This is a genomic window from Pseudomonas brenneri, assembly GCF_007858285.1.
Lineage (GTDB): Bacteria > Pseudomonadota > Gammaproteobacteria > Pseudomonadales > Pseudomonadaceae > Aquipseudomonas > Aquipseudomonas brenneri.
In genome coordinates, this window is the sequence record NZ_VFIL01000009.1 from 138128 (window position 1) to 155779 (window position 17652).

The following is a 17652-nucleotide window of genomic DNA, read 5'->3' on the forward strand; positions in this document are numbered from 1 at the left end:
GTGCGCCCCTGCGTGGCGACACGTAATGCCCTGGCGTTGTGCACCGGGGTAATTTTGACCATACCTACCTCACATCCGTGGAAAGCTTAAAAATCAGGAATGTCCGGTGGTCCGGTTCATATACCCTAAGCGTGTTTATTTTTTAAATAAACTAACTTTTAGGAATATGCATAGAAGGTCTGTCACCCCGGCTCGCAGGGCGAGCCAGGACGCCGTGGCTGGTACACCGACAGGCTGCCTGCCGAGCCATGCGCATGCGCCTGGGCGATGCTCACGGTACGTGCCGGTGCCCAGCGGGAGTTGTTGCCCACGCGGTCTATCACGCAGTAGGTGACCTCCTGGCGGGCATCGTCGCCGGCTTCCAGGATCAGCGCCGAAGGCACCCACACTTGTACAGGCTGGCCCACCTCGTTGGCCTGGATGCGAGGCAGGTCCAGGCGCGCATCACCCCAGCGCAGGGTGATTGCATCACCGGCGGCCATGTTCAGGTATGGCTCGATGGTCAACGGTACGCCCCGGCGAATCTGGCTGGGGTTGACGCCATGGCGGCGGATGGTTTCAGGCAGGTCGACGGGGGCCAGACTCTGGTTTTCTTCACCGCATAGCACCGAGGGCTGGCCGCCTGGGCAAGCGGTCTTGACCTGCACGCGGGTGATCAGGGAACGTGCCGGTCCGCGCCCCACCTGCATGACCCGGTAATGAACCCGCGCGGCGCCATTTTGCACAAAGCTCTCCGGCACTCGCAGACTGCTGGGTTGGCCGATATCGGCGGTACTCACGCGCTTGGAGGCGGCAAAGCAGTTGTTCCAGAACAGCTCGATCAAGTCGCCCTTGCCCATGTCCGGATAGGGGGCGATATCGACCTGCAAATGGGTAGCGGCCTGCGCATTGATACCTTGTTTGATGGCCTGGGGCAGTGTCGGCGCGGCGAGCATGGCCAGGGGGCGGATGTACGTCATAAATAATCTCCTTGATGCAGCCAGCAGCAATCGTTCCGAACCTCAGGGATGGGGTTCGAAAGGAACGATTTTTTGAAAAGCCAGGATAGGATCCAATCCTCTGGGCCTTAGATAAGAGGGTTGGCCGGAGGGCGTCAATGGCGGCAAAAGGCTAAACGGCGGGTTTGGGATTATTCAGAAGGGTCTTACTGAGAGGGGTTTTAAAGGCGGGATCGGGTGGGGTGCTTTTCTATGTGAGTAGCGCCAATCCCTGTAGGAGCGAGCTTGCTCGCGAAGAACGCCCAGACGACACGGTTAATCTGATTCTGCGCGTTATCGTTGACGTTTTTCGCGAGCAAGCTCGCTCCTACAGTAGGCCAGGGTTGTTTTAGTGGGTGAGGAATTTGCTGAGGAACTGCCGGGTCCGTTCCTCCCTGGGGTTGGCAAACAACGCCTTGGCTTCGCCTTGCTCGACGATCACACCCTTGTCGAAAAAGATCACCCGGTTGGCTACATCCCGCGCAAAGCTCATTTCGTGGGTGACGATGACCATGGTGCGATTCTCTTCAGCGAGGCTGCGGATGGTCGCCAGCACTTCACCGACCAACTCCGGGTCGAGGGCCGAGGTCGGCTCATCGAACAGGATCACTTCCGGCTCCATCGCCAACGCACGGGCAATGGCCACCCGCTGCTGCTGGCCACCGGACAGGCGCCGGGGGTAGGCATCTTCCTTGCCCGCAAGGCCGACCTTGGCCAGCAGTGCGCGACCCAGGCGGTCGGCCGCTTCGCGCGGCATCTTCTTGACCACCAGCGGGCCTTCGATGACGTTTTCCAGCGCGGTGCGATGGGGGAACAGGTTGAAGCTCTGGAATACAAAACCTACGTGCTGGCGCAGGCGCCGTACCAGGCTCTGTTGCTGGTTGAGCGGGCGGCTGCTGTCGATCTCGATGTCGCCCACCTTGATCCGGCCGCTTGTAGGTTCTTCGAGGAAATTCAGGCAGCGCAGGAAGGTAGTCTTGCCGGAACCGCTGGGGCCGATGATGGCGACGACTTCGCCTTCCTTGACCTCCAGGTCGATCCCGTTGAGCACCACCTGACCTTTGAATTGTTTGGTCAGTTTTTCAACCACGATCATGCTTCAAGACTCCAGGTCATGCCGGTTGACCCGGTCTTCCAGGCGATTCTGAAAATGCGCCAGGATGCTTGCCAGGACCCAGTAGATCAGGGCCGCAGACAGGTACATGGTGAAAATTTCAAAGGTGCGCGCAGACACCAGTTGGGCTTGGCGGAACAACTCGGGCACCTGGATGGTAGCGGCCAGCGCCGTGTCCTTGACCAGCGAAATAAAGCTGTTGCCCAAAGGCGGCAGGGCCGTGCGCATCGCCTGCGGCAGAATGGCCCGGCGCAGGGTCTGCGCGCGGGTCATGCCGATACTGGCGGCAGCTTCCCACTGGCCACGCTCGATGGAACCGATGGCGGCGCGCAGGATTTCACAGGCGTAGGCGGCCATGTTCAGCGAAAAGCCGATCATCGCCGCCGGGATCGGATCCAGCTCGATCCCCACTTGCGGCAAGCCGTAGTAGATCAAGAACAGCTGCACCAGCAACGGCGTGCCGCGAAAGAACGACACGTACACCCGGGCGGTCCAGCTCAAGAGCTTGAAGCGCGACAGGCGCATCAAGGCCAGGCCGAAGCCCAGCAGCAAGCCGAAGAACATCCCGCCGAGGCTGAGGATCACCGTGTAATACGCGCCCTTGAGCAGAAAGGGCGCGGAGTCGAGCGCGAGTTGGAAACCTGCTTCCATTATTGAGTGACGTCAGCGTTGAAGTATTTCTCGGACAGCTTCTTCAAGGTGCCGTTGGCGCGCAGTTTGTCGAGAGCCTGGTTGACCGCTTCGAGCAGTTCAGGCTCGCCTTTGCGCAGCGCAATCCCGGCTTCCTGGCGCGAGAAGGCATCACCGGCAGCGGCGGTGTCCTTGGCTTTCTTGGCATATTCCAGGGCCGCCAGGCGGTCGATCAGAATCGCGTCGATACGGCCGATGCGCAGGTCCTGGAACTTGGTCGGGTCGTCGTTATAGGTCTTGATGATGGCTTTGGGTTGATTGTCCTTGAGCCATTGTTCGTAGTTGGTGCCCAGGCCTACCCCGACTTTCTTGCCGGCCAGGTCGTTGGCGGTCTTGATGGTGTCGACGTTTTTCGCCAGGGTCAGGGCCTGGATCCCGGAGACGGTGTAGGGCTTGGAGAAATCGTACTTTTTCTGGCGCTCTTCGGAGATCGTCACCTGGTTGACCACGGCGTCGAGGCGCTTGGATTCCAGTGCGGCGAGGATGCCGTCCCATGGGGTGGCTTGCAGCTTGACCTTGACGCCCAGCTCCTTGGCTAGGGCTTCGGACAACTCGACCTCAAAGCCGCTGAGTTTGCCGCTTTCATCAACGAAGCTGAACGGTGGGTAGGTGCCTTCCAGGCCGATCTTGATCTCGCCGGCCTTCTTGATCTTGTCCAGTTGCTCGCCGGCAACCGCCTGGCCCAGCAACCCGGCGCCAAGGGCCAGGCCCAACGTGCCAACCAGCAATGTGCGACGCAATACAGAAATAGTCATGACAAGCCCCTGTGTTTTTTATGGTGTGCGAAGCAGGTGACGCAGTGGTCGTATCCTGCCCTAAAAACGCGGTGTGTGGGAGCGCGACTATAGGGCGGGTTTTAAAGTGTTAAAAATAATATAAATTCAGTTTTATATTCTATTAAGGAATATGAATTCGATGAAAATTCAATTGTGAGAGCGGACATGCCTCCCGTCAGAACAATGAGTCATAGGCAAACAACGCCGGCGCCCCGCCGGTGTGCAGGAAGATGATCGGGCCGTCCTCGAATGCCCCGCGCCCGATACCATCAAGCAACCCCGCCATCGCCTTGCCGGTGTACACCGGGTCGAGCAACAGGCCTTCCTGGCTCGCCAGCAGCTTGATTGCCGCCAGGGTGCCAGCGTTGGGTTCGCCGTAGCGTGGGGCAAAGTATTCGTCCCACAGAATCACCTTGAACGCGTCGGGTACATCCACCCCCAGCAATTGCGCCGTCCGCTCGGCCAGGCCCTGCACTTTGGGCCGTTGCGCTTCGTCGGTGCGCGATACCGTGACGCCAATCACCGGCAAGTCCGGCAGCGCTTCACTCAACGCCAGTGCCAGGCCGCTGTGGGTGCCAGCGCTACCAGAGGCCAGGACCACCGCCGCGAACTGCAGGCCGCTGTCTTTGATCTGCCCGGCCAGTTCCAGGCCGGCGCGCACATAACCCAGGGCGCCCAGAGCGTTGGAACCGCCGATAGGCACCAGGTATGGCTTTTTGCCGTTGTTGCGCAGGCGTTCGGCCAGGGCGTCGAGTTGCTCGTCGGCGTTGTCCAGGTTTTCGACCTGTTCGACTTTGGCGTCGAACAGCTCTACCAACAAGCGGTTGCCATTGCCCAGGTAGTTGGGGTCGTCGGTGCCCGTGGGGTTTTCCAGCAGGGCGACACACCCCAGGCCCAGCTTGGCCGCGAGGGCGGCGGTCTGGCGCACATGGTTGGACTGGATAGCACCGGCGGTGATCAGCGTGTCGGCGCCCTGGGCCAGGGCATCGGCGGCGAGGTATTCGAGCTTGCGCAGCTTGTTGCCGCCCATGGCCAGCGGCGTGGTGTCGTCACGCTTGATGTAGATATCACGGCCCAGCCAGGTCGACAGTCGTTCGAGTTTTTCCAGGGCGGTGGCGCCACCCAGCAGTTCCAGACGATTAAAACGGTCGAGCTGTTGTTTGATCATGGTTACGCACGAGTCATAGGAGATGGGAAGGACTATAGGCAGGGCTTTTTGCGCGGGCAACCTTCAGTTGCTTATGCTAAATGGTTATTAGCAATGCACCATTGGTTCTTAATGGCGACCCGGTGGCATATCGTAAAGTGATGGCCATTACGTCAGGAGTGAATACCGTGAGCGAGCGTTCCAGTCATTGGCAATTACAGACCATCGTCAGCCAGTTGCGAGGCGCCCGGGATCAGTGGCGTACCCGCAACGGGCGGGTCAGCGGCGAGCAGGGTGGTCGTGAATTACCTTCCCGTGAGGCGGTGGCGCAGATTCTTGAAGCGTTGTGTGGCGCACTGTTCCCCATGCGCCTGGGGCCGGTGGATTTGCGCGAAGAAAGTGAGGACTTCTATGTCGGCCATACCCTCGACGTGGCCTTGAATGCCTTGCTCACCCAGGCCCGCCTGGAGTTGCGTTATGCCGCACGCCAGGGTGGCGAAGCCGACAATCAGGTCGATGCGCTGGCCATCCGCTTGATCCAGGACTTTGCCCTGGCCTTGCCGGCACTGCGCAGCCTGTTGGATACCGATGTGCTGGCGGCCTATCACGGCGACCCGGCCGCACGCAGTGTGGATGAGGTATTGCTGTGCTATCCGGGGATCCTGGCGGTGATCCACCATCGCCTGGCCCACCATTTGTATCGTGCCGGGTTGCCGCTGTTGGCACGGATCAGCGCGGAAATCGCGCATTCGGCCACCGGCATCGACATTCACCCAGGCGCGCAGATCGGCCCGAGTTTCTTTATCGACCACGGTACGGGCGTGGTGATTGGCGAGACGGCGATCATTGGCGAGCGAGTACGCATTTACCAGGCGGTGACCCTGGGCGCCAAGCGTTTCCCGGCAGACGAAGATGGGCAGTTGCAGAAGGGCCACCCGCGCCACCCGATTGTCGAGGACGATGTGGTGATCTATGCCGGGGCGACGATCCTGGGGCGGATCACCATCGGCAAGGGCTCGACCATTGGCGGCAATGTGTGGCTGACCCGCAGCGTGCCGGCGGGGGCGAATATCACGCAGGCGAATTTGCAGCATGATGACGGTACGCAGAAGTAGTGTTGCGAACACATCATTCAGGACAATGAAGACCCAAATGTGGGAGCGAGCAAGCCCGCTCCCACATTTGCCTGTATTCCAAATTCAATCAGTAAATGCTGAACGTTTTGCCTTTCCCACCCGTCATACCCTTCCTTGAGCTAGTGTAGGAATTACCTACCACTCAGCCCTGCGATTAGTCCCAGACCACCTATCCATGTTTAACTTGAACGTTCGTTCAAGTTAAACCGGTGGTTCGCTGCCCGCTCACAACAGGAGGCTTACCTTTGCTGAGTCCGTTTTTTACAGCCACATCCGACCCCATCGAGGTGCACCGTTCATGAGTGCATCCTCTACCCCTTCAAGCGGCCTGGTGCGCATGAATGCGCCGGTTTTTTACTTCGCCGCGAGTTTCATCCTGCTATTTGGCCTCACCGTCATCGCGATCCCCGAACAGGCCGGTGCCTGGTTGCTGGCCGCGCAAAACTGGGCGGCCAATACGGTTGGCTGGTACTACATGCTGGCGATGACCCTGTATCTGGTCTTCGTGGTGGTCACCGCGCTGTCTGGCTACGGCAAGATCAAACTCGGTGCCGACCACGACGAGCCCGAATTCAGTTACCTGTCCTGGGCCGGCATGCTGTTCGCCGCCGGGATCAGCATCACGCTGTTTTTCTTCTGCGTCTCGGAGCCGTTGACCCACCTGGTGCAACCGCCTCAGGGTGAAGCCTTGAATGCCGATGCGGCGCGCCAGGCCATGCAGGTGCTGTTCCTGCATTGGGGGCTGCATGGCTGGGGCGTGTTTGCGTTTGTCGGCATGGCCCTGGCGTATTTCGCCTATCGACATAACTTGCCGCTGGCCCTGCGCTCGGCGCTGTACCCGCTGATCGGCAAGCGCATCAACGGCCCCATCGGCTATGCGGTGGACGGCTTTGGCATTATCGCCACGGTGTTCGGCCTGGGCGCTGACATGGGCTTTGGGGTGTTGCACCTCAATTCTGGCCTGGACTACCTGTTCGGCATCGCCCACACCCAATGGATCCAGGTCGGCCTGATCACCCTGATGATGGGCGCGGCGATCCTGGTGGCCATCGCCGGGGTCGACAAGGGCGTGCGGGTCATGTCCGATATCAACATGTTGCTGGCCTGTGCGTTGTTGCTGTTTGTGCTGTTCGCAGGCCCCACCCAGCATTTGCTCAACACCTTGATCCAGAACCTGGGCGACTACCTCGGCGCGTTGCCAACCAAGAGTTTTGACGTCTACGCCTACAACGAACCCAGCGACTGGCTTGGCGGTTGGACCGTGTTCTACTGGGCCTGGTGGATTGCATGGTCGCCGTTCGTGGGTCTGTTTATCGCACGCATTTCCCGTGGCCGGACCATCCGTGAGTTCGTCTTTGGCGTGCTGCTGATCCCGCTGGGCTTCACCCTGGCCTGGATGTCGATCTTCGGCAACAGCGCCATTGACCAGGTACTCAACCATGGGATGGCTGCGCTGGGTCAGTCGGCCATCGACAATCCATCGATGAGCCTCTACCTGCTGCTGGAAACCTATCCCTGGAGCAAGACCGTGATTGCGGTCACGGTGTTTATTAGCTTCGTATTCTTCGTCACCTCGGCCGACTCCGGCACCGTGGTGCTGTCGACCCTGTCGTCCAAGGGCGGCAACGCCGATGAAGACGGGCCGAAGTGGCTACGGGTGTTCTGGGGCGCGATGACGGCGCTGGTGACCAGCGCCTTGCTGTTCGCCGGCAGCATCGATTCGCTCAAGTCAGCGGTGGTGCTGACCTCGCTGCCGTTCTCGTTGATCCTGCTGTTGATGATGTTGGGGCTGCACAAGGCGTTCTACCTCGAATCGCAGAAGCAGATTGCGCGGATGCATTCCCTGACACCCGTCTCGGCGGCTTCACGCAGAGGCCGTGGCGGCTGGCGCCAGCGCTTGAGCCAGGCAGTGCATTTCCCCTCGCGCGATGAGGTGTACCGCTTCCTTGAAACCACGGTGCGCCCGGCGATTGAAGAAGTGACTGCGGTGTTTGTCGAGAAGGGCCTGAACGTCGTCACCCAGCCTGACCCGGCCAACGACAGCGTCAGCCTGGAGATCGGCCACGGTGAAGAGCGTCCGTTTATCTACCAGGTGCAAATGCGCGGGTACTTCACGCCGTCCTTTGCCCTCGGTGGGCTGGGCTCCAAGGCCATCAACAACCGTCGCTATTACCGGGCGGAAGTGCACTTGAGCGAGGGCAGCCAGGACTATGACCTGGTGGGCTACACCAAGGAGCAGATCATCAACGACATCCTTGACCAGTACGAACGGCACTTGCAGTTCCTGCATCTGGTTCGCTGAACAAACTGTAGGAGCGAGCTTGCTCGCGAAGATCGTCAACGATAACGCGGGGCATCTGATGCCCCGCAGCGTCCTTGGGTTTTTCGCGAGCAAGCTCGCTCCTACAAGGGTTTGTTAGAAGGGCACGTCGCCGAGGATTGTCGCCCGATGCATCACCCGCCGCTGTGGCCGGTAGTCATCCACCGCGTAGTGCTGGGTCACGCGGTTGTCCCAGAAGGCTACGTCGTTGGCCTGCCAGCGCCAGCGAATGGAGAATTCCGGGCGGGTGGCGTGGGCGAACAGCAGTTTGAGAATGGCCTCGCTTTCGGCCGGTTCCAGTTCATTGATCTTGCTGGTGAAGCCGTCGCTGACAAACAGCGATTTGCGCCCGCTGACCGGGTGGGTGCGGATCACCGGGTGTGACAGTGGCGGGTTTTTTCTACGTGCTTCTTCCCAACGGGCCAGGTCTTCAGCGCTGTTGCCGTAACGCTCCAGCGGGAAGGAACGAGTGAAGTCGTGGGTCGCCGTCAGGCCGGTCAAAAAGCCCTTCATCGGTTCCGACAACGCCTCAAAGGCCGCGATGCCGCTGGCCCACAAGGTGTCACCGCCAAAGCTCGGCAGCAGCTTGGCGCTGAGCACGGCGCCCAGGGCCGGAGTGGGCAGGAAGGTCACGTCGGTATGCCAGATGGCGTTGTCGCGCACGTCGGTGACGGCGGTGTCGAGGATCAGCACTTCGGGTTGTTCCGGCACGTTGGGGTAGATCGGGTGAATGTGCAGGTCACCGAAGTTTGCCGCGAAGCGCGCCTGTTGCTGCGGGGTGATCGGCTGGTCGCGAAAGAACAGCACCGAATGCTGGAGCAGCGCCTGCTCGATGGCGTCGCGCTGCTCGACGTTCAGTGGTTGGGAAATATCGACGCCACTGATCTGGGCGCCCAGGGCGGTGCTTAAAGGGGTAACGGTCAGGCGGCTCATGCTGTTCTCGCAAATGTCGGGCGCCGAGATGCCGGCGTAGTCAGTGCTGTTGTTATTCAGTGGGCCTGGCCATGCCATGGCACCAGTTTGCGTTGCAGGGCACGCAGGCCCATTTCCATGGCGAAGGCAATCAGGGCGATGACCAGGATCCCCAGCACCACCACATCGGTGACCAAAAACTGCGCCGCTGACTGCACCATGAACCCCAGGCCGCTGGTGGCGGCGATCAGTTCGGCGGCGACCAGGGTCGACCAGCCCACACCCAGGCCGATCCGCACGCCGGTGAGGATATCGGGCAGGGCGCTGGGCAGGATCACATGGCGGATCAACTGCGCCCGTGTTGCGCCCAGGGACTGCGCTGCGCGCAATTTGGCCGGGTCGACGGTACGTACGCCAGTGGCGGTAGCGATGGCAATCGGGGCGAAGATCGCCAGGTAGATCAGCAGCACTTTGGACAGTTCGCCAATGCCGCACCAGATCACGATCAGCGGCAGGTAGGCCAGCGGTGGAATCGGGCGGTAGAACTCGATCAGCGGGTCGAGAATGCCACGGGCGATACGGTTGGCGCCGATAGCAATGCCGACCGGCACGGCGGTCAGTACCGCAAAACCCAGGCCCAGGCCGATGCGCCCGAGGCTGGCACCCAGGTGCTGCCAGAGGGTGGAGTCCATGTAACCACTGGTTGCCAGCAGCCAGCCTTTTTGCAATACGGCCGACGGTGGTGGCAGGAACAGCGGCTCAATCAGCCCGCTGGCAGTCACGGCCCACCAGAGCGCCAGCAGGGCAACCAGGGTCAGCACGCTTATCCAGCGCGTGCTCAGGCTGCGGCGTAGCGGCAGGGCGGTTGGGGTGACGGCAGTGGCCGGGATTTCATAACTGCTCATGCGTACACCTGCCGTTGTGAGAACACTTTGCCCAGCACGTGCTCGCGGGTTTCGATAAACCGTGGGTCGGACTTGATCGCGCGTGCCGACTCGCCAGCGGCGTAACGCTGACCGAAGTCGAGGCTCAGGCGCTCGACGATTTGCCCGGGGTTGGGGGCCAGCAGAATCAGGTCGGTGGCGAGAAATACCGCTTCTTCGATGTCGTGAGTGATCAGGAACACCGGCTTGGCCGTACGCCGCCACACTTGCAGCAGCAGCTCTTGCATCTGTTCACGGGTGAAGGCATCGAGGGCGCCGAAGGGTTCGTCCATCAGCAATACCCGTGGGTCGGCGGCGAGTGCGCGGGCCAGGCCCACGCGTTGTTTCTGGCCCCCGGACAGTTGCCAGATGCGCCGGCTATCAAAGCCCGCCAGGTCCACCAGCGCGAGCATTTCACGGGCGCGGGCTTGTCGCTGGGCCTTGGGCACGCCGGCCAGTTCCAGGCCGAAGCCGACATTGGCCAGCACATCCTGCCAGGGCAGCAAGGCATCGTCCTGGAACACTACGCCACGCTCGGCACTCGGGCCTTTGACGGGTACACCGTCGAGGGTGATGCGCCCGGCGCTGGGCTCGACGAAGCCGGCAATCAGGTTCAACAGCGAAGTCTTGCCACTGCCGGAAGGGCCGAGGGCCACCAGCAATTGCTGGGGCCCAAGCGTCAGGGAAATATCCGCCAGCACGGGCGTGGTCGCGCCTGGGTACTGTGCGCTGATGCGCTCCAGCTGTAGCAAGGCCATCGCGGTGAACTCCTGATCAGTTAGTGATGAACTTGGCGCTGACGTAAGGGGCGTAGTCCGGCAGCACGGCCTCGACCTTGCCTTGTTCCTTGAGGAACGCGGCGGTGTCGGTCACCGCCTTGGTGGTCGGGGCGCCAAGCAGCGTCACCTGGTCGGCGGCCAGCGGGTAGACGTTGCCTTGCAGCAGCAGCGGAATGTCGCTGGCCTTGGCGCCGGAGAGCTTCACCAGTTTCTCGACGTTGCCCTTGTCGGCCAGCCAGGCTTGTGGGTCTTTGCGGTATTGGGCGTAGGCATCGAGGGTGACTTTGGCGAAGGCGCTGACGATTTCCGGGTGTTTCTCGGCGAAGTCCTTACGCACGATCCAGGCATCGAAGGTCGGTGCGCCGAACTTGGCCAGCTCGCCGGAGGTGATCAGCACCTTGCCGTTTTCCTTGGCCACGCCCAGGGCCGGGTCCCAGACGTAGGTGGCGTCGATATCGCCACGCTTCCACGCCGCGATGATGGCCGGCGGGGCGAGGTTGAGCACGGTGACTTTTGACGGATCGATGTTCCAGTGTTTCAGCGCGGCCAACAGGCTGTAGTGGCCGGTGGATACGAACGGCACGGCGATTTTCTTGCCGATCAGGTCCTGCGGGCTGTTGATCCCGGAACCGTTGCGCGCCACCAGGGCTTCGGCGCCACCGATCTGGGTCGCCACGAGGAAGGTCTGCACTGGGACTTTGCGGGTGATGGCTGCGGTCAGCGGGCTGGAACCGAGATAGCCGATCTGCACGTCGCCGGAAGCGATGGCGGCGATGATATCGGCGCCATTGTCGAATTTGCGCCAGTCGATCTTGGCGTTGGTGGCTTTTTCATAAGCGCCGTCGGCCTGGGCGACTTTGGCCGGGTCAACGGTGGTCTGGTAGGCGATGGTCACGTCGGCCGCATGGGCAAACAGACTGGCGCCGGCCAGGGACAGGGCCGCCAGGAGGCGAAAGGGGGCAGGCAGTTTCATGGGAAAGCTCCTCATCAGGCGGCCGAGGGTCGGCGAGTGAGGAGACTAAATGATCTAAGAATCCGAAAATAAATAACATTTTCGAATTAGCTTATGTAGGAGCGAGCTTGCTCGCGAAAAACGTTAACGATGACACGTTCGGCTTGGATAAACGCGGCGTGCTTGAGTTTTTCGCGAGCAAGCTCGCTCCTACAAAGGGAGTGTCAGTTACTGATCGCCAGGATGCTGGCCTGGTACGAACCGACAAACACATCGAAATCGCCCACTTCGTTCTGCTCCAACTCGGCTTGTTGTGCCAGGGAACTGCGCGCCAGCTCTTCAAAGCGTGCTTGTTCGTCCGCCGGCAACGGCTCGTTACGGAAGTGCTCGGCATGCACCTGGCTCTGGCGCAGGGAGAACTGGGCAAAGCTCTCCTTGTGCTCGCGCATGGTCGCCAGCACCTGAGCCGAGGGGGTCAGGGACGGGTCCTGGATCTTCGCCAGCTGGGTATCCAGCGCCTGGCTGTGCTCATTGATGCCATGGCTCTGGTCCAGCAGCGCGGCCAGCGGGGCGATTTTCTCCAGCAGTTCGGCAGCCCATTCCTTCATCTCCACGGCTTGGCCGCGACGCTGCAATTGCAGGCCCGGGCGCCGGCCTTCCTTGACCACACTGAGGAAGTTCGATGTGGCGTTGCCGCACTCGCTGTTTTCGAACAACGGGCTGTCATTCAGTGCGCAATACAACAGGAATGCATCGAGGAAGCGCGATTCCGGCAAATCGATGCCCATCGGCAGGAACGGGTTGATGTCCAGGCAGCGCACTTCGATGTACTGGATGCCACGGGCCATCAGCGCCTGGATCGGCCGCTCGCCGGTGTAGGTCACGCGCTTGGGGCGGATGTTGGAGTAGTACTCGTTTTCGATCTGCAGGATGTTGGTGTTGAGCTGTACCCATTCACCGTCCTTGTGGGTGCCGACTTCGACGTAAGGTGCGTAGGGCGTTGCCACCGCTTCGCGCAGGCTGTCGGTGTAGCTGGCCAGATCGTTGTAGCAAGGGGTCAGGCCGGCCTGGGCGTTGCTCTGGTAACCCAGGTCGCTCATGCGCAGGCTGGTGGCATACGGCAGGTACAGGGTGTCGGCATCGAACTGTTCAAGCTGATGGGAACGCCCGCGCAAAAAGCCCGCATCCAGGGCCGGCGAGGCACCGAACAGGTACATCAGCAGCCAGCTGTAGCGACGGAAATTACGGATCAGCGCGATATAAGCCGTGGACTGGTAGTCACGGTCGGTGCCCACGAAACCTTCGGTTTCCTTGAGCAACGGCCACAGTTCTTCTGGCAGGGAAAAGTTGTAGTGGATCCCTGCGATGCACTGCATGGTCTTGCCGTAACGCAGGGCCAGGCCCTTGCGATACACGTACTTGAGCTGTCCGATGTTGGAGGTGCCGTAGTAGGCAATCGGAATATCTTCCTCGGCCGGCAACGGGCACGGCATCGATGGACTCCACAGGTACTCGTTGCCGAGCTTGCTGTAGGCAAAACGGTGAATTCGATCGAGGCTGCGCAGGGTGTCTGCCGGGTTGGGCAGCGCCGGGGTGATGAACTCCAGCAGCGACTCGGAATAGTCGGTGGTGATCGATTCATGGGTCAATGCTGCGCCCAGGGTCTCTGGATGCGGCGTTTGAGCCAGGCGACCTTCGCCGGTGACACGCAGGCATTCACGCTCGATGCCGTGCAGGCAGTGCTCAAGCAAAGAGAGGTGTTCGCGCTTGCCGAGCAGAGCCAGGCGGCGGTTGAGAAGTTCGCTCAAGTTGGATTCCTTCACGCGTCAGTCGCCCCAATATGGGGGTGGGCAAGACGGTCTACAAGGGTGAAGTTAAAACTGGCGTTATCGCCTGGTTTTTGAGCCGGAATAACCTGCTCTGAAAGTGCCGACTTCATTCCCTGAATGTGGCTATCGCGCAGGAAGAAAATTCCGACGCCGCTTTTGCAGCGCCGAAATTAACCCAAATTGATGACAGGGAGCTATAGGACAGCGAAGGTGCCTTGTGCTTTTGCGACGAGTCTTTCGTCCTGATACACATCGGCCTCGACCACCAGCGTGCGTCGGCCAGGGTGAATAACCCGGGCCGTGCACACCACATCTCCGTCGGAAACGGCGCGGATGTAGTTGATTTTGCACTCGATGGTCGCGCTCTGCTGGTCAAACCCATGGGCGCTGGAACAGGCCAGCCCCATGGCAATGTCTACCAGGCTGAAAATCGCCCCGCCATGGAGCTTGCCTGCGCGGTTGCGCAATTGCGGCTCCAGGGTCAGGGCAACCTCGGCAACGCCTTGGTCCAGGCGTTGCAGGCGGCAGCCGAGCAGTTCGCTGAAGGCGCTGTGGGTCAGGCCGGCCGGCAGCTCCATCAACGTTTCTTCAGTTGCTTGGCGTTGGCGAACAGCGAAGCCATGGCGTTGTTGGCCGGGGCTGCGGTGGGTGTTTCCTTGCGTGGTGCACTGTTTTCCGAGCGGTTTTGCGACTGGCGCGGCGCGGAACCTGGACGTGCGCCACGGGCACCGTCGATTTTCTCGCCAGGGGTATCGCTCATGCGCATCGACAGGCCCACGCGTTTGCGCGGGATATCGACCTCCATGACCTTGACCTTGACCACATCACCGGCCTTCACCGCTTCACGAGGATCCTTGATGAACTTCTCCGAAAGCGCGGAGATGTGTACCAAACCGTCCTGATGCACGCCGATATCCACAAAAGCGCCAAAGTTGGTCACGTTGGTCACCACGCCTTCGAGGATCATCCCCAGTTGCAGGTCCTTGAGGTCTTCGACGCCTTCCTGGAACTCGGCGGTCTTGAACTCGGGGCGCGGGTCGCGGCCAGGTTTTTCCAGCTCTTGCAGGATGTCGGTGATGGTCGGCACGCCGAAGGTTTCGTCGGTGTACTTCTTCGGGTCCAGGCGCTTGAGGAACGCGGCATCGCCGATCAGCGAGCGAATGTCGCGGTCGGTTTCAGCAGCGATGCGTTGTACCAGCGGATAGGCTTCCGGGTGGACCGCCGACGAGTCGAGCGGGTTGTCGCCGTTCATCACGCGCAGGAAGCCGGCGGCCTGTTCGAAGGTTTTTTCGCCCAGGCGTGCGACCTTTTTCAGGGCTGCGCGGGTTTTGAACGCACCGTTTTCATCGCGATGGGTGACGATGTTCTGTGCCAGGGTGGCATTGAGGCCGGAAATCCGTGCGAGTAAGGCGACCGAGGCGGTGTTCACATCGACGCCGACCTTGTTCACACAGTCTTCCACCACCGCATCCAGGCCGCGCGCCAGTTTCAACTGCGATACGTCGTGCTGGTACTGGCCGACACCGATGGATTTCGGGTCGATCTTCACCAGCTCGGCCAGTGGATCCTGCAGGCGGCGCGCGATGGATACGGCCCCACGGATCGATACATCGAGGTCCGGGAATTCCTTGGAGGCCAGTTCCGACGCCGAGTACACCGAAGCACCCGCCTCGGAGACCATGACCTTGGTCATTTTCATGCCTGGGTATTTTTTGATCAGTTCCAGGGCCAGCTTGTCGGTTTCGCGGCTGGCGGTGCCGTTGCCGATGGCGATCAGGTCCACCGCGTGCTTGGCGCACAGGGCAGCCAGGATGGCCAGGGTCTGGTCCCACTTGTTGTGCGGCACGTGCGGGTACACGGTGGCGTGGTCCAGCAGCTTGCCGGTGGCATCGACCACGGCGACCTTGCAGCCGGTGCGCAGGCCCGGGTCCAGGCCCAAGGTTGCACGCGGGCCGGCCGGGGCGGCCAGCAGCAGGTCGTGCAGGTTGTGGGCGAACACGTTGATCGCTTCGGTTTCGGCGCCGTCGCGCAGCTCGCCCAGCAGGTCGGTTTCCAGATGGGTGTAGAGCTTGACCTTCCAGGTCCAGCGCACGACTTCACCGAGCCACTTGTCCGCAGGACGATTCTGATTCTGGATGCCGAATTGTTGACCGATCATGCCTTCGCACGGGTGCATGGTGCCTGGCAGTTCGTCGCCGACTTTCAGCGCGGAGCTGAGAATGCCTTCGTTGCGCCCGCGGAAAATGGCCAGGGCGCGGTGGGACGGCATGCTTTTGAGCGGTTCATCGTGTTCGAAGTAATCGCGGAACTTGGCACCTTCTTCCTCTTTGCCGGCGATGACGCGGGCGCTGAGGGTGGCTTCCTGTTTCAGGTAGTTACGCAGTTTTTCCAGCAGGTTGGCGTCTTCGGCGAAGCGCTCCATGAGGATGTACTTGGCGCCTTCGAGGGCAGCTTTGACGTCGGCGACGCCTTTTTCGGCATCGACAAAGCGCGCGGCTTCGGTTTCCGGGGCGAGGGACGGGTCGTTGAACAGGCCGTCGGCCAACTCGCCGAGGCCGGCTTCCAGGGCAATCTGGCCCTTGGTGCGGCGCTTCTGCTTGTACGGCAGGTACAAGTCTTCGAGGCGGGTCTTGGTGTCGGCGAGCTTGATATCGCGTTCAAGTTGCGGGGTCAGCTTGCCCTGCTCCTGGATGCTGGCGAGGATGCTGATACGCCGTTCGTCGAGTTCTCGCAGGTAGCGCAGGCGCTCTTCCAGATGCCGCAGCTGGATGTCATCGAGGCTGCCGGTCACTTCTTTACGGTAACGGGCGATGAAGGGCACCGTGGAGCCCTCATCCAGTAGAGCGACGGCCGCTTCGACCTGTTGTGGGCGTACACCGAGTTCCTCGGCGATGCGGCTGTTGATGCTGTCCATAAAACCACCTGAAATTCTTGAAAGCAGTTCACAGGCCCGGAAAACAAGGCCTTGCGCGGCTGGTTGAGCGGCCCGACTGGCGCCGCTGCCTGGGTCAAGAGGCAGCCTATTGACCCTCGAAATCGAAAAAATCACGATAAGCAGATGAAAAAAACACCAGGCCGGCCATGGCATTGCCGGGCACTGAGGCGCGGCATTATAACCAGCGTTCCCTTCTTGGGGGGATTGCGCCAAGGGCGCGTGCACTGGTGGTTGGAGAAAAATCTGCTAACAATGCGTACCGTGCGTATAACGGCAGCTAAGCCATAATGCGCGCCAGATAAGAGGAGCATCCAATGAGCAGCACTGCACAAACTGCTGAAGGCGAAAAAATTCTCATCGTTGATGACGATCCGGGGCTGAGCAGCCTGCTGGAGCGGTTCTTCACCTCCAAGGGCTACCGTGCCCGCGCGGTGCCGAACACCGAGCAGATGGATCGCCTGCTGGGGCGCGAGGTGTTCAACCTGGTCGTGCTCGACCTGATGTTGCCGGGCGAAGACGGCCTGACCGCCTGCAAGCGCCTGCGTAGCACCAACAACCAGATCCCGATCATCATGCTGACCGCCAAGGGCGATGAGCTGAGCCGTATCAAGGGCCTGGAACTGGGCGCCGACGACTACCTGGCCAAGCCGTTCAACCCCGATGAGCTGATGGCCAGGGTCAAGGCCGTATTGCGTCGCCAAGCCGCGCCGGTACCCGGAGCCCCTGGCAGCGAAGACGAAAGCGTCACGTTTGGTGACTACGAATTGTCGCTGGCGACCCGTGAGCTCAAGCGTGGTGAAGAAGTCCACATGCTGACGACCGGTGAATTCGCGGTGCTCAAGGCGCTGGTGATGAACGCTCGCCAACCGTTGACCCGTGACAAGCTGATGAACCTGGCCCGTGGCCGTGAATGGGACGCCCTGGAGCGCTCCATTGACGTGCAGATCTCCCGTTTGCGCCGGATGATCGAGCCCGATCCGTCCAAGCCGCGTTATATCCAGACAGTGTGGGGCGTGGGTTATGTGTTTGTGCCGGATGGTACGGCAACCAAGTAACCGATGATTTGCACAGGCGGGTATTCCGGAGTTCGATCCCAAGGGGTCGGCCGGATGCCCGGCGTCTGCAATTCTGCGAGCCATGTTCGCTCTTGCCAGGTGTCTAG

General features: G+C 60.9%; 15 protein-coding genes. 3 read left to right on the top strand and 12 right to left on the bottom strand.

Annotation, left to right across the window (positions count from 1 at the left end):
* Positions 1–182: 182 nt before the first annotated feature.
* The 5 genes from FJD34_RS20140 to FJD34_RS20160 form a co-directional block, all read right to left on the bottom strand.
* The gene (locus FJD34_RS20140; protein WP_032856571.1) at positions 183–959 is read right to left on the bottom strand and encodes a hypothetical protein; all 777 of its coding nucleotides are present in this window, start codon (positions 957–959) and stop codon (positions 183–185) included.
* Between the two features lie 367 nt (positions 960–1326).
* A complete protein-coding gene (tcyN, locus tag FJD34_RS20145; protein WP_032856572.1) occupies positions 1327–2073 on the bottom strand; it encodes an L-cystine ABC transporter ATP-binding protein TcyN in 747 nt (248 codons plus the stop codon).
* Positions 2074–2076: 3 nt separating this feature from the next.
* A complete protein-coding gene (gene tcyL / locus FJD34_RS20150) occupies positions 2077–2742 on the bottom strand; it encodes a cystine ABC transporter permease (protein WP_029299561.1) in 666 nt (221 codons plus the stop codon).
* Complete coding sequence (tcyJ, locus tag FJD34_RS20155; RefSeq protein ID WP_090292691.1) at positions 2742–3536, bottom strand: cystine ABC transporter substrate-binding protein; 795 nt, start codon at positions 3534–3536, stop codon at positions 2742–2744. The genes tcyL and tcyJ overlap by 1 nt, the downstream gene beginning before the upstream one ends.
* 196 nt (positions 3537–3732) lie before the next feature.
* Complete coding sequence (locus tag FJD34_RS20160; RefSeq protein WP_032856574.1) at positions 3733–4725, bottom strand: D-cysteine desulfhydrase; 993 nt, start codon at positions 4723–4725, stop codon at positions 3733–3735.
* Positions 4726–4892: 167 nt separating this feature from the next.
* On the opposite strand from FJD34_RS20160, the gene epsC reads away from it, so the two are divergent.
* Together epsC and betT are read left to right on the top strand one after the other, a co-directional pair.
* Positions 4893–5819 carry a serine O-acetyltransferase EpsC gene (epsC, locus tag FJD34_RS20165; protein WP_032856575.1) on the top strand — a complete coding sequence of 309 codons (927 nt, stop codon included), beginning with the start codon at positions 4893–4895 and terminating at the stop codon, positions 5817–5819.
* Between the two features lie 358 nt (positions 5820–6177).
* Positions 6178–8142: a choline transporter BetT gene (betT, locus tag FJD34_RS20170; protein ID WP_167360839.1), complete on the top strand. Its 1965-nt coding sequence runs from the start codon at positions 6178–6180 to the stop codon at positions 8140–8142.
* Between the two features lie 114 nt (positions 8143–8256).
* On the opposite strand, the gene tauD is transcribed toward betT, so the two are convergent.
* From tauD to FJD34_RS20205, 7 genes are all read right to left on the bottom strand, one after another.
* Entirely contained in the window at positions 8257–9093 is an 837-nt protein-coding gene (tauD, locus tag FJD34_RS20175; RefSeq protein ID WP_065944540.1) for a taurine dioxygenase, read from the bottom strand.
* Between the two features lie 56 nt (positions 9094–9149).
* Positions 9150–9977 (bottom strand): taurine ABC transporter permease TauC, encoded by an 828-nt coding sequence (tauC, locus tag FJD34_RS20180; protein ID WP_032856577.1) that lies wholly within the window; start codon positions 9975–9977, stop codon positions 9150–9152.
* Positions 9974–10753: a taurine ABC transporter ATP-binding subunit gene (tauB, locus tag FJD34_RS20185; protein ID WP_090292693.1), complete on the bottom strand. Its 780-nt coding sequence runs from the start codon at positions 10751–10753 to the stop codon at positions 9974–9976. The genes tauC and tauB overlap by 4 nt, the downstream gene beginning before the upstream one ends.
* 16 nt (positions 10754–10769) lie before the next feature.
* Positions 10770–11747: a taurine ABC transporter substrate-binding protein gene (gene tauA, locus FJD34_RS20190; RefSeq protein ID WP_032856579.1), complete on the bottom strand. Its 978-nt coding sequence runs from the start codon at positions 11745–11747 to the stop codon at positions 10770–10772.
* Positions 11748–11950: 203 nt separating this feature from the next.
* Positions 11951–13534: a glutamate--cysteine ligase gene (gene gshA / locus FJD34_RS20195; RefSeq protein WP_090292694.1), complete on the bottom strand. Its 1584-nt coding sequence runs from the start codon at positions 13532–13534 to the stop codon at positions 11951–11953.
* A 215-nt stretch (positions 13535–13749) separates the two neighbouring features.
* Positions 13750–14133, bottom strand: coding sequence for a PaaI family thioesterase (locus FJD34_RS20200; RefSeq protein WP_050593283.1), 384 nt, complete (start codon positions 14131–14133; stop codon positions 13750–13752).
* The gene (locus FJD34_RS20205; protein ID WP_065944483.1) at positions 14133–16469 is read right to left on the bottom strand and encodes a Tex family protein; all 2337 of its coding nucleotides are present in this window, start codon (positions 16467–16469) and stop codon (positions 14133–14135) included. The genes FJD34_RS20200 and FJD34_RS20205 overlap by 1 nt, the downstream gene beginning before the upstream one ends.
* A gap of 335 nt (positions 16470–16804) precedes the next feature.
* Between FJD34_RS20205 and ompR the strand changes: the two genes are divergently transcribed.
* Positions 16805–17545 (top strand): osmolarity response regulator transcription factor OmpR, encoded by a 741-nt coding sequence (ompR, locus tag FJD34_RS20210; protein ID WP_032856582.1) that lies wholly within the window; start codon positions 16805–16807, stop codon positions 17543–17545.
* Positions 17546–17652 lie beyond the last annotated feature (107 nt).

Bases quoted from the DNA above. Each gene is read 5' to 3' on its own strand.
- betT (WP_167360839.1), top strand. From the start codon at position 6,178: ATGAATGCGCCGGTTTTTTACTTCGCCGCGAGTTTCATCCTGCTATTT.
- FJD34_RS20205 (WP_065944483.1), bottom strand. From the start codon at position 16,469: ATGGACAGCATCAACAGCCGCATCGCCGAGGAACTCGGTGTACGCCCA.
- FJD34_RS20140 (WP_032856571.1), bottom strand. From the start codon at position 959: ATGACGTACATCCGCCCCCTGGCCATGCTCGCCGCGCCGACACTGCCC.
- tcyJ (WP_090292691.1), bottom strand. From the start codon at position 3,536: ATGACTATTTCTGTATTGCGTCGCACATTGCTGGTTGGCACGTTGGGC.
- FJD34_RS20200 (WP_050593283.1), bottom strand. From the start codon at position 14,133: ATGGAGCTGCCGGCCGGCCTGACCCACAGCGCCTTCAGCGAACTGCTC.
- tauC (WP_032856577.1), bottom strand. From the start codon at position 9,977: ATGAGCAGTTATGAAATCCCGGCCACTGCCGTCACCCCAACCGCCCTG.
- FJD34_RS20160 (WP_032856574.1), bottom strand. From the start codon at position 4,725: ATGATCAAACAACAGCTCGACCGTTTTAATCGTCTGGAACTGCTGGGT.
- tauD (WP_065944540.1), bottom strand. From the start codon at position 9,093: ATGAGCCGCCTGACCGTTACCCCTTTAAGCACCGCCCTGGGCGCCCAG.
- tauB (WP_090292693.1), bottom strand. From the start codon at position 10,753: ATGGCCTTGCTACAGCTGGAGCGCATCAGCGCACAGTACCCAGGCGCG.
- tcyN (WP_032856572.1), bottom strand. From the start codon at position 2,073: ATGATCGTGGTTGAAAAACTGACCAAACAATTCAAAGGTCAGGTGGTG.
- tcyL (WP_029299561.1), bottom strand. From the start codon at position 2,742: ATGGAAGCAGGTTTCCAACTCGCGCTCGACTCCGCGCCCTTTCTGCTC.
- ompR (WP_032856582.1), top strand. From the start codon at position 16,805: ATGAGCAGCACTGCACAAACTGCTGAAGGCGAAAAAATTCTCATCGTT.
- tauA (WP_032856579.1), bottom strand. From the start codon at position 11,747: ATGAAACTGCCTGCCCCCTTTCGCCTCCTGGCGGCCCTGTCCCTGGCC.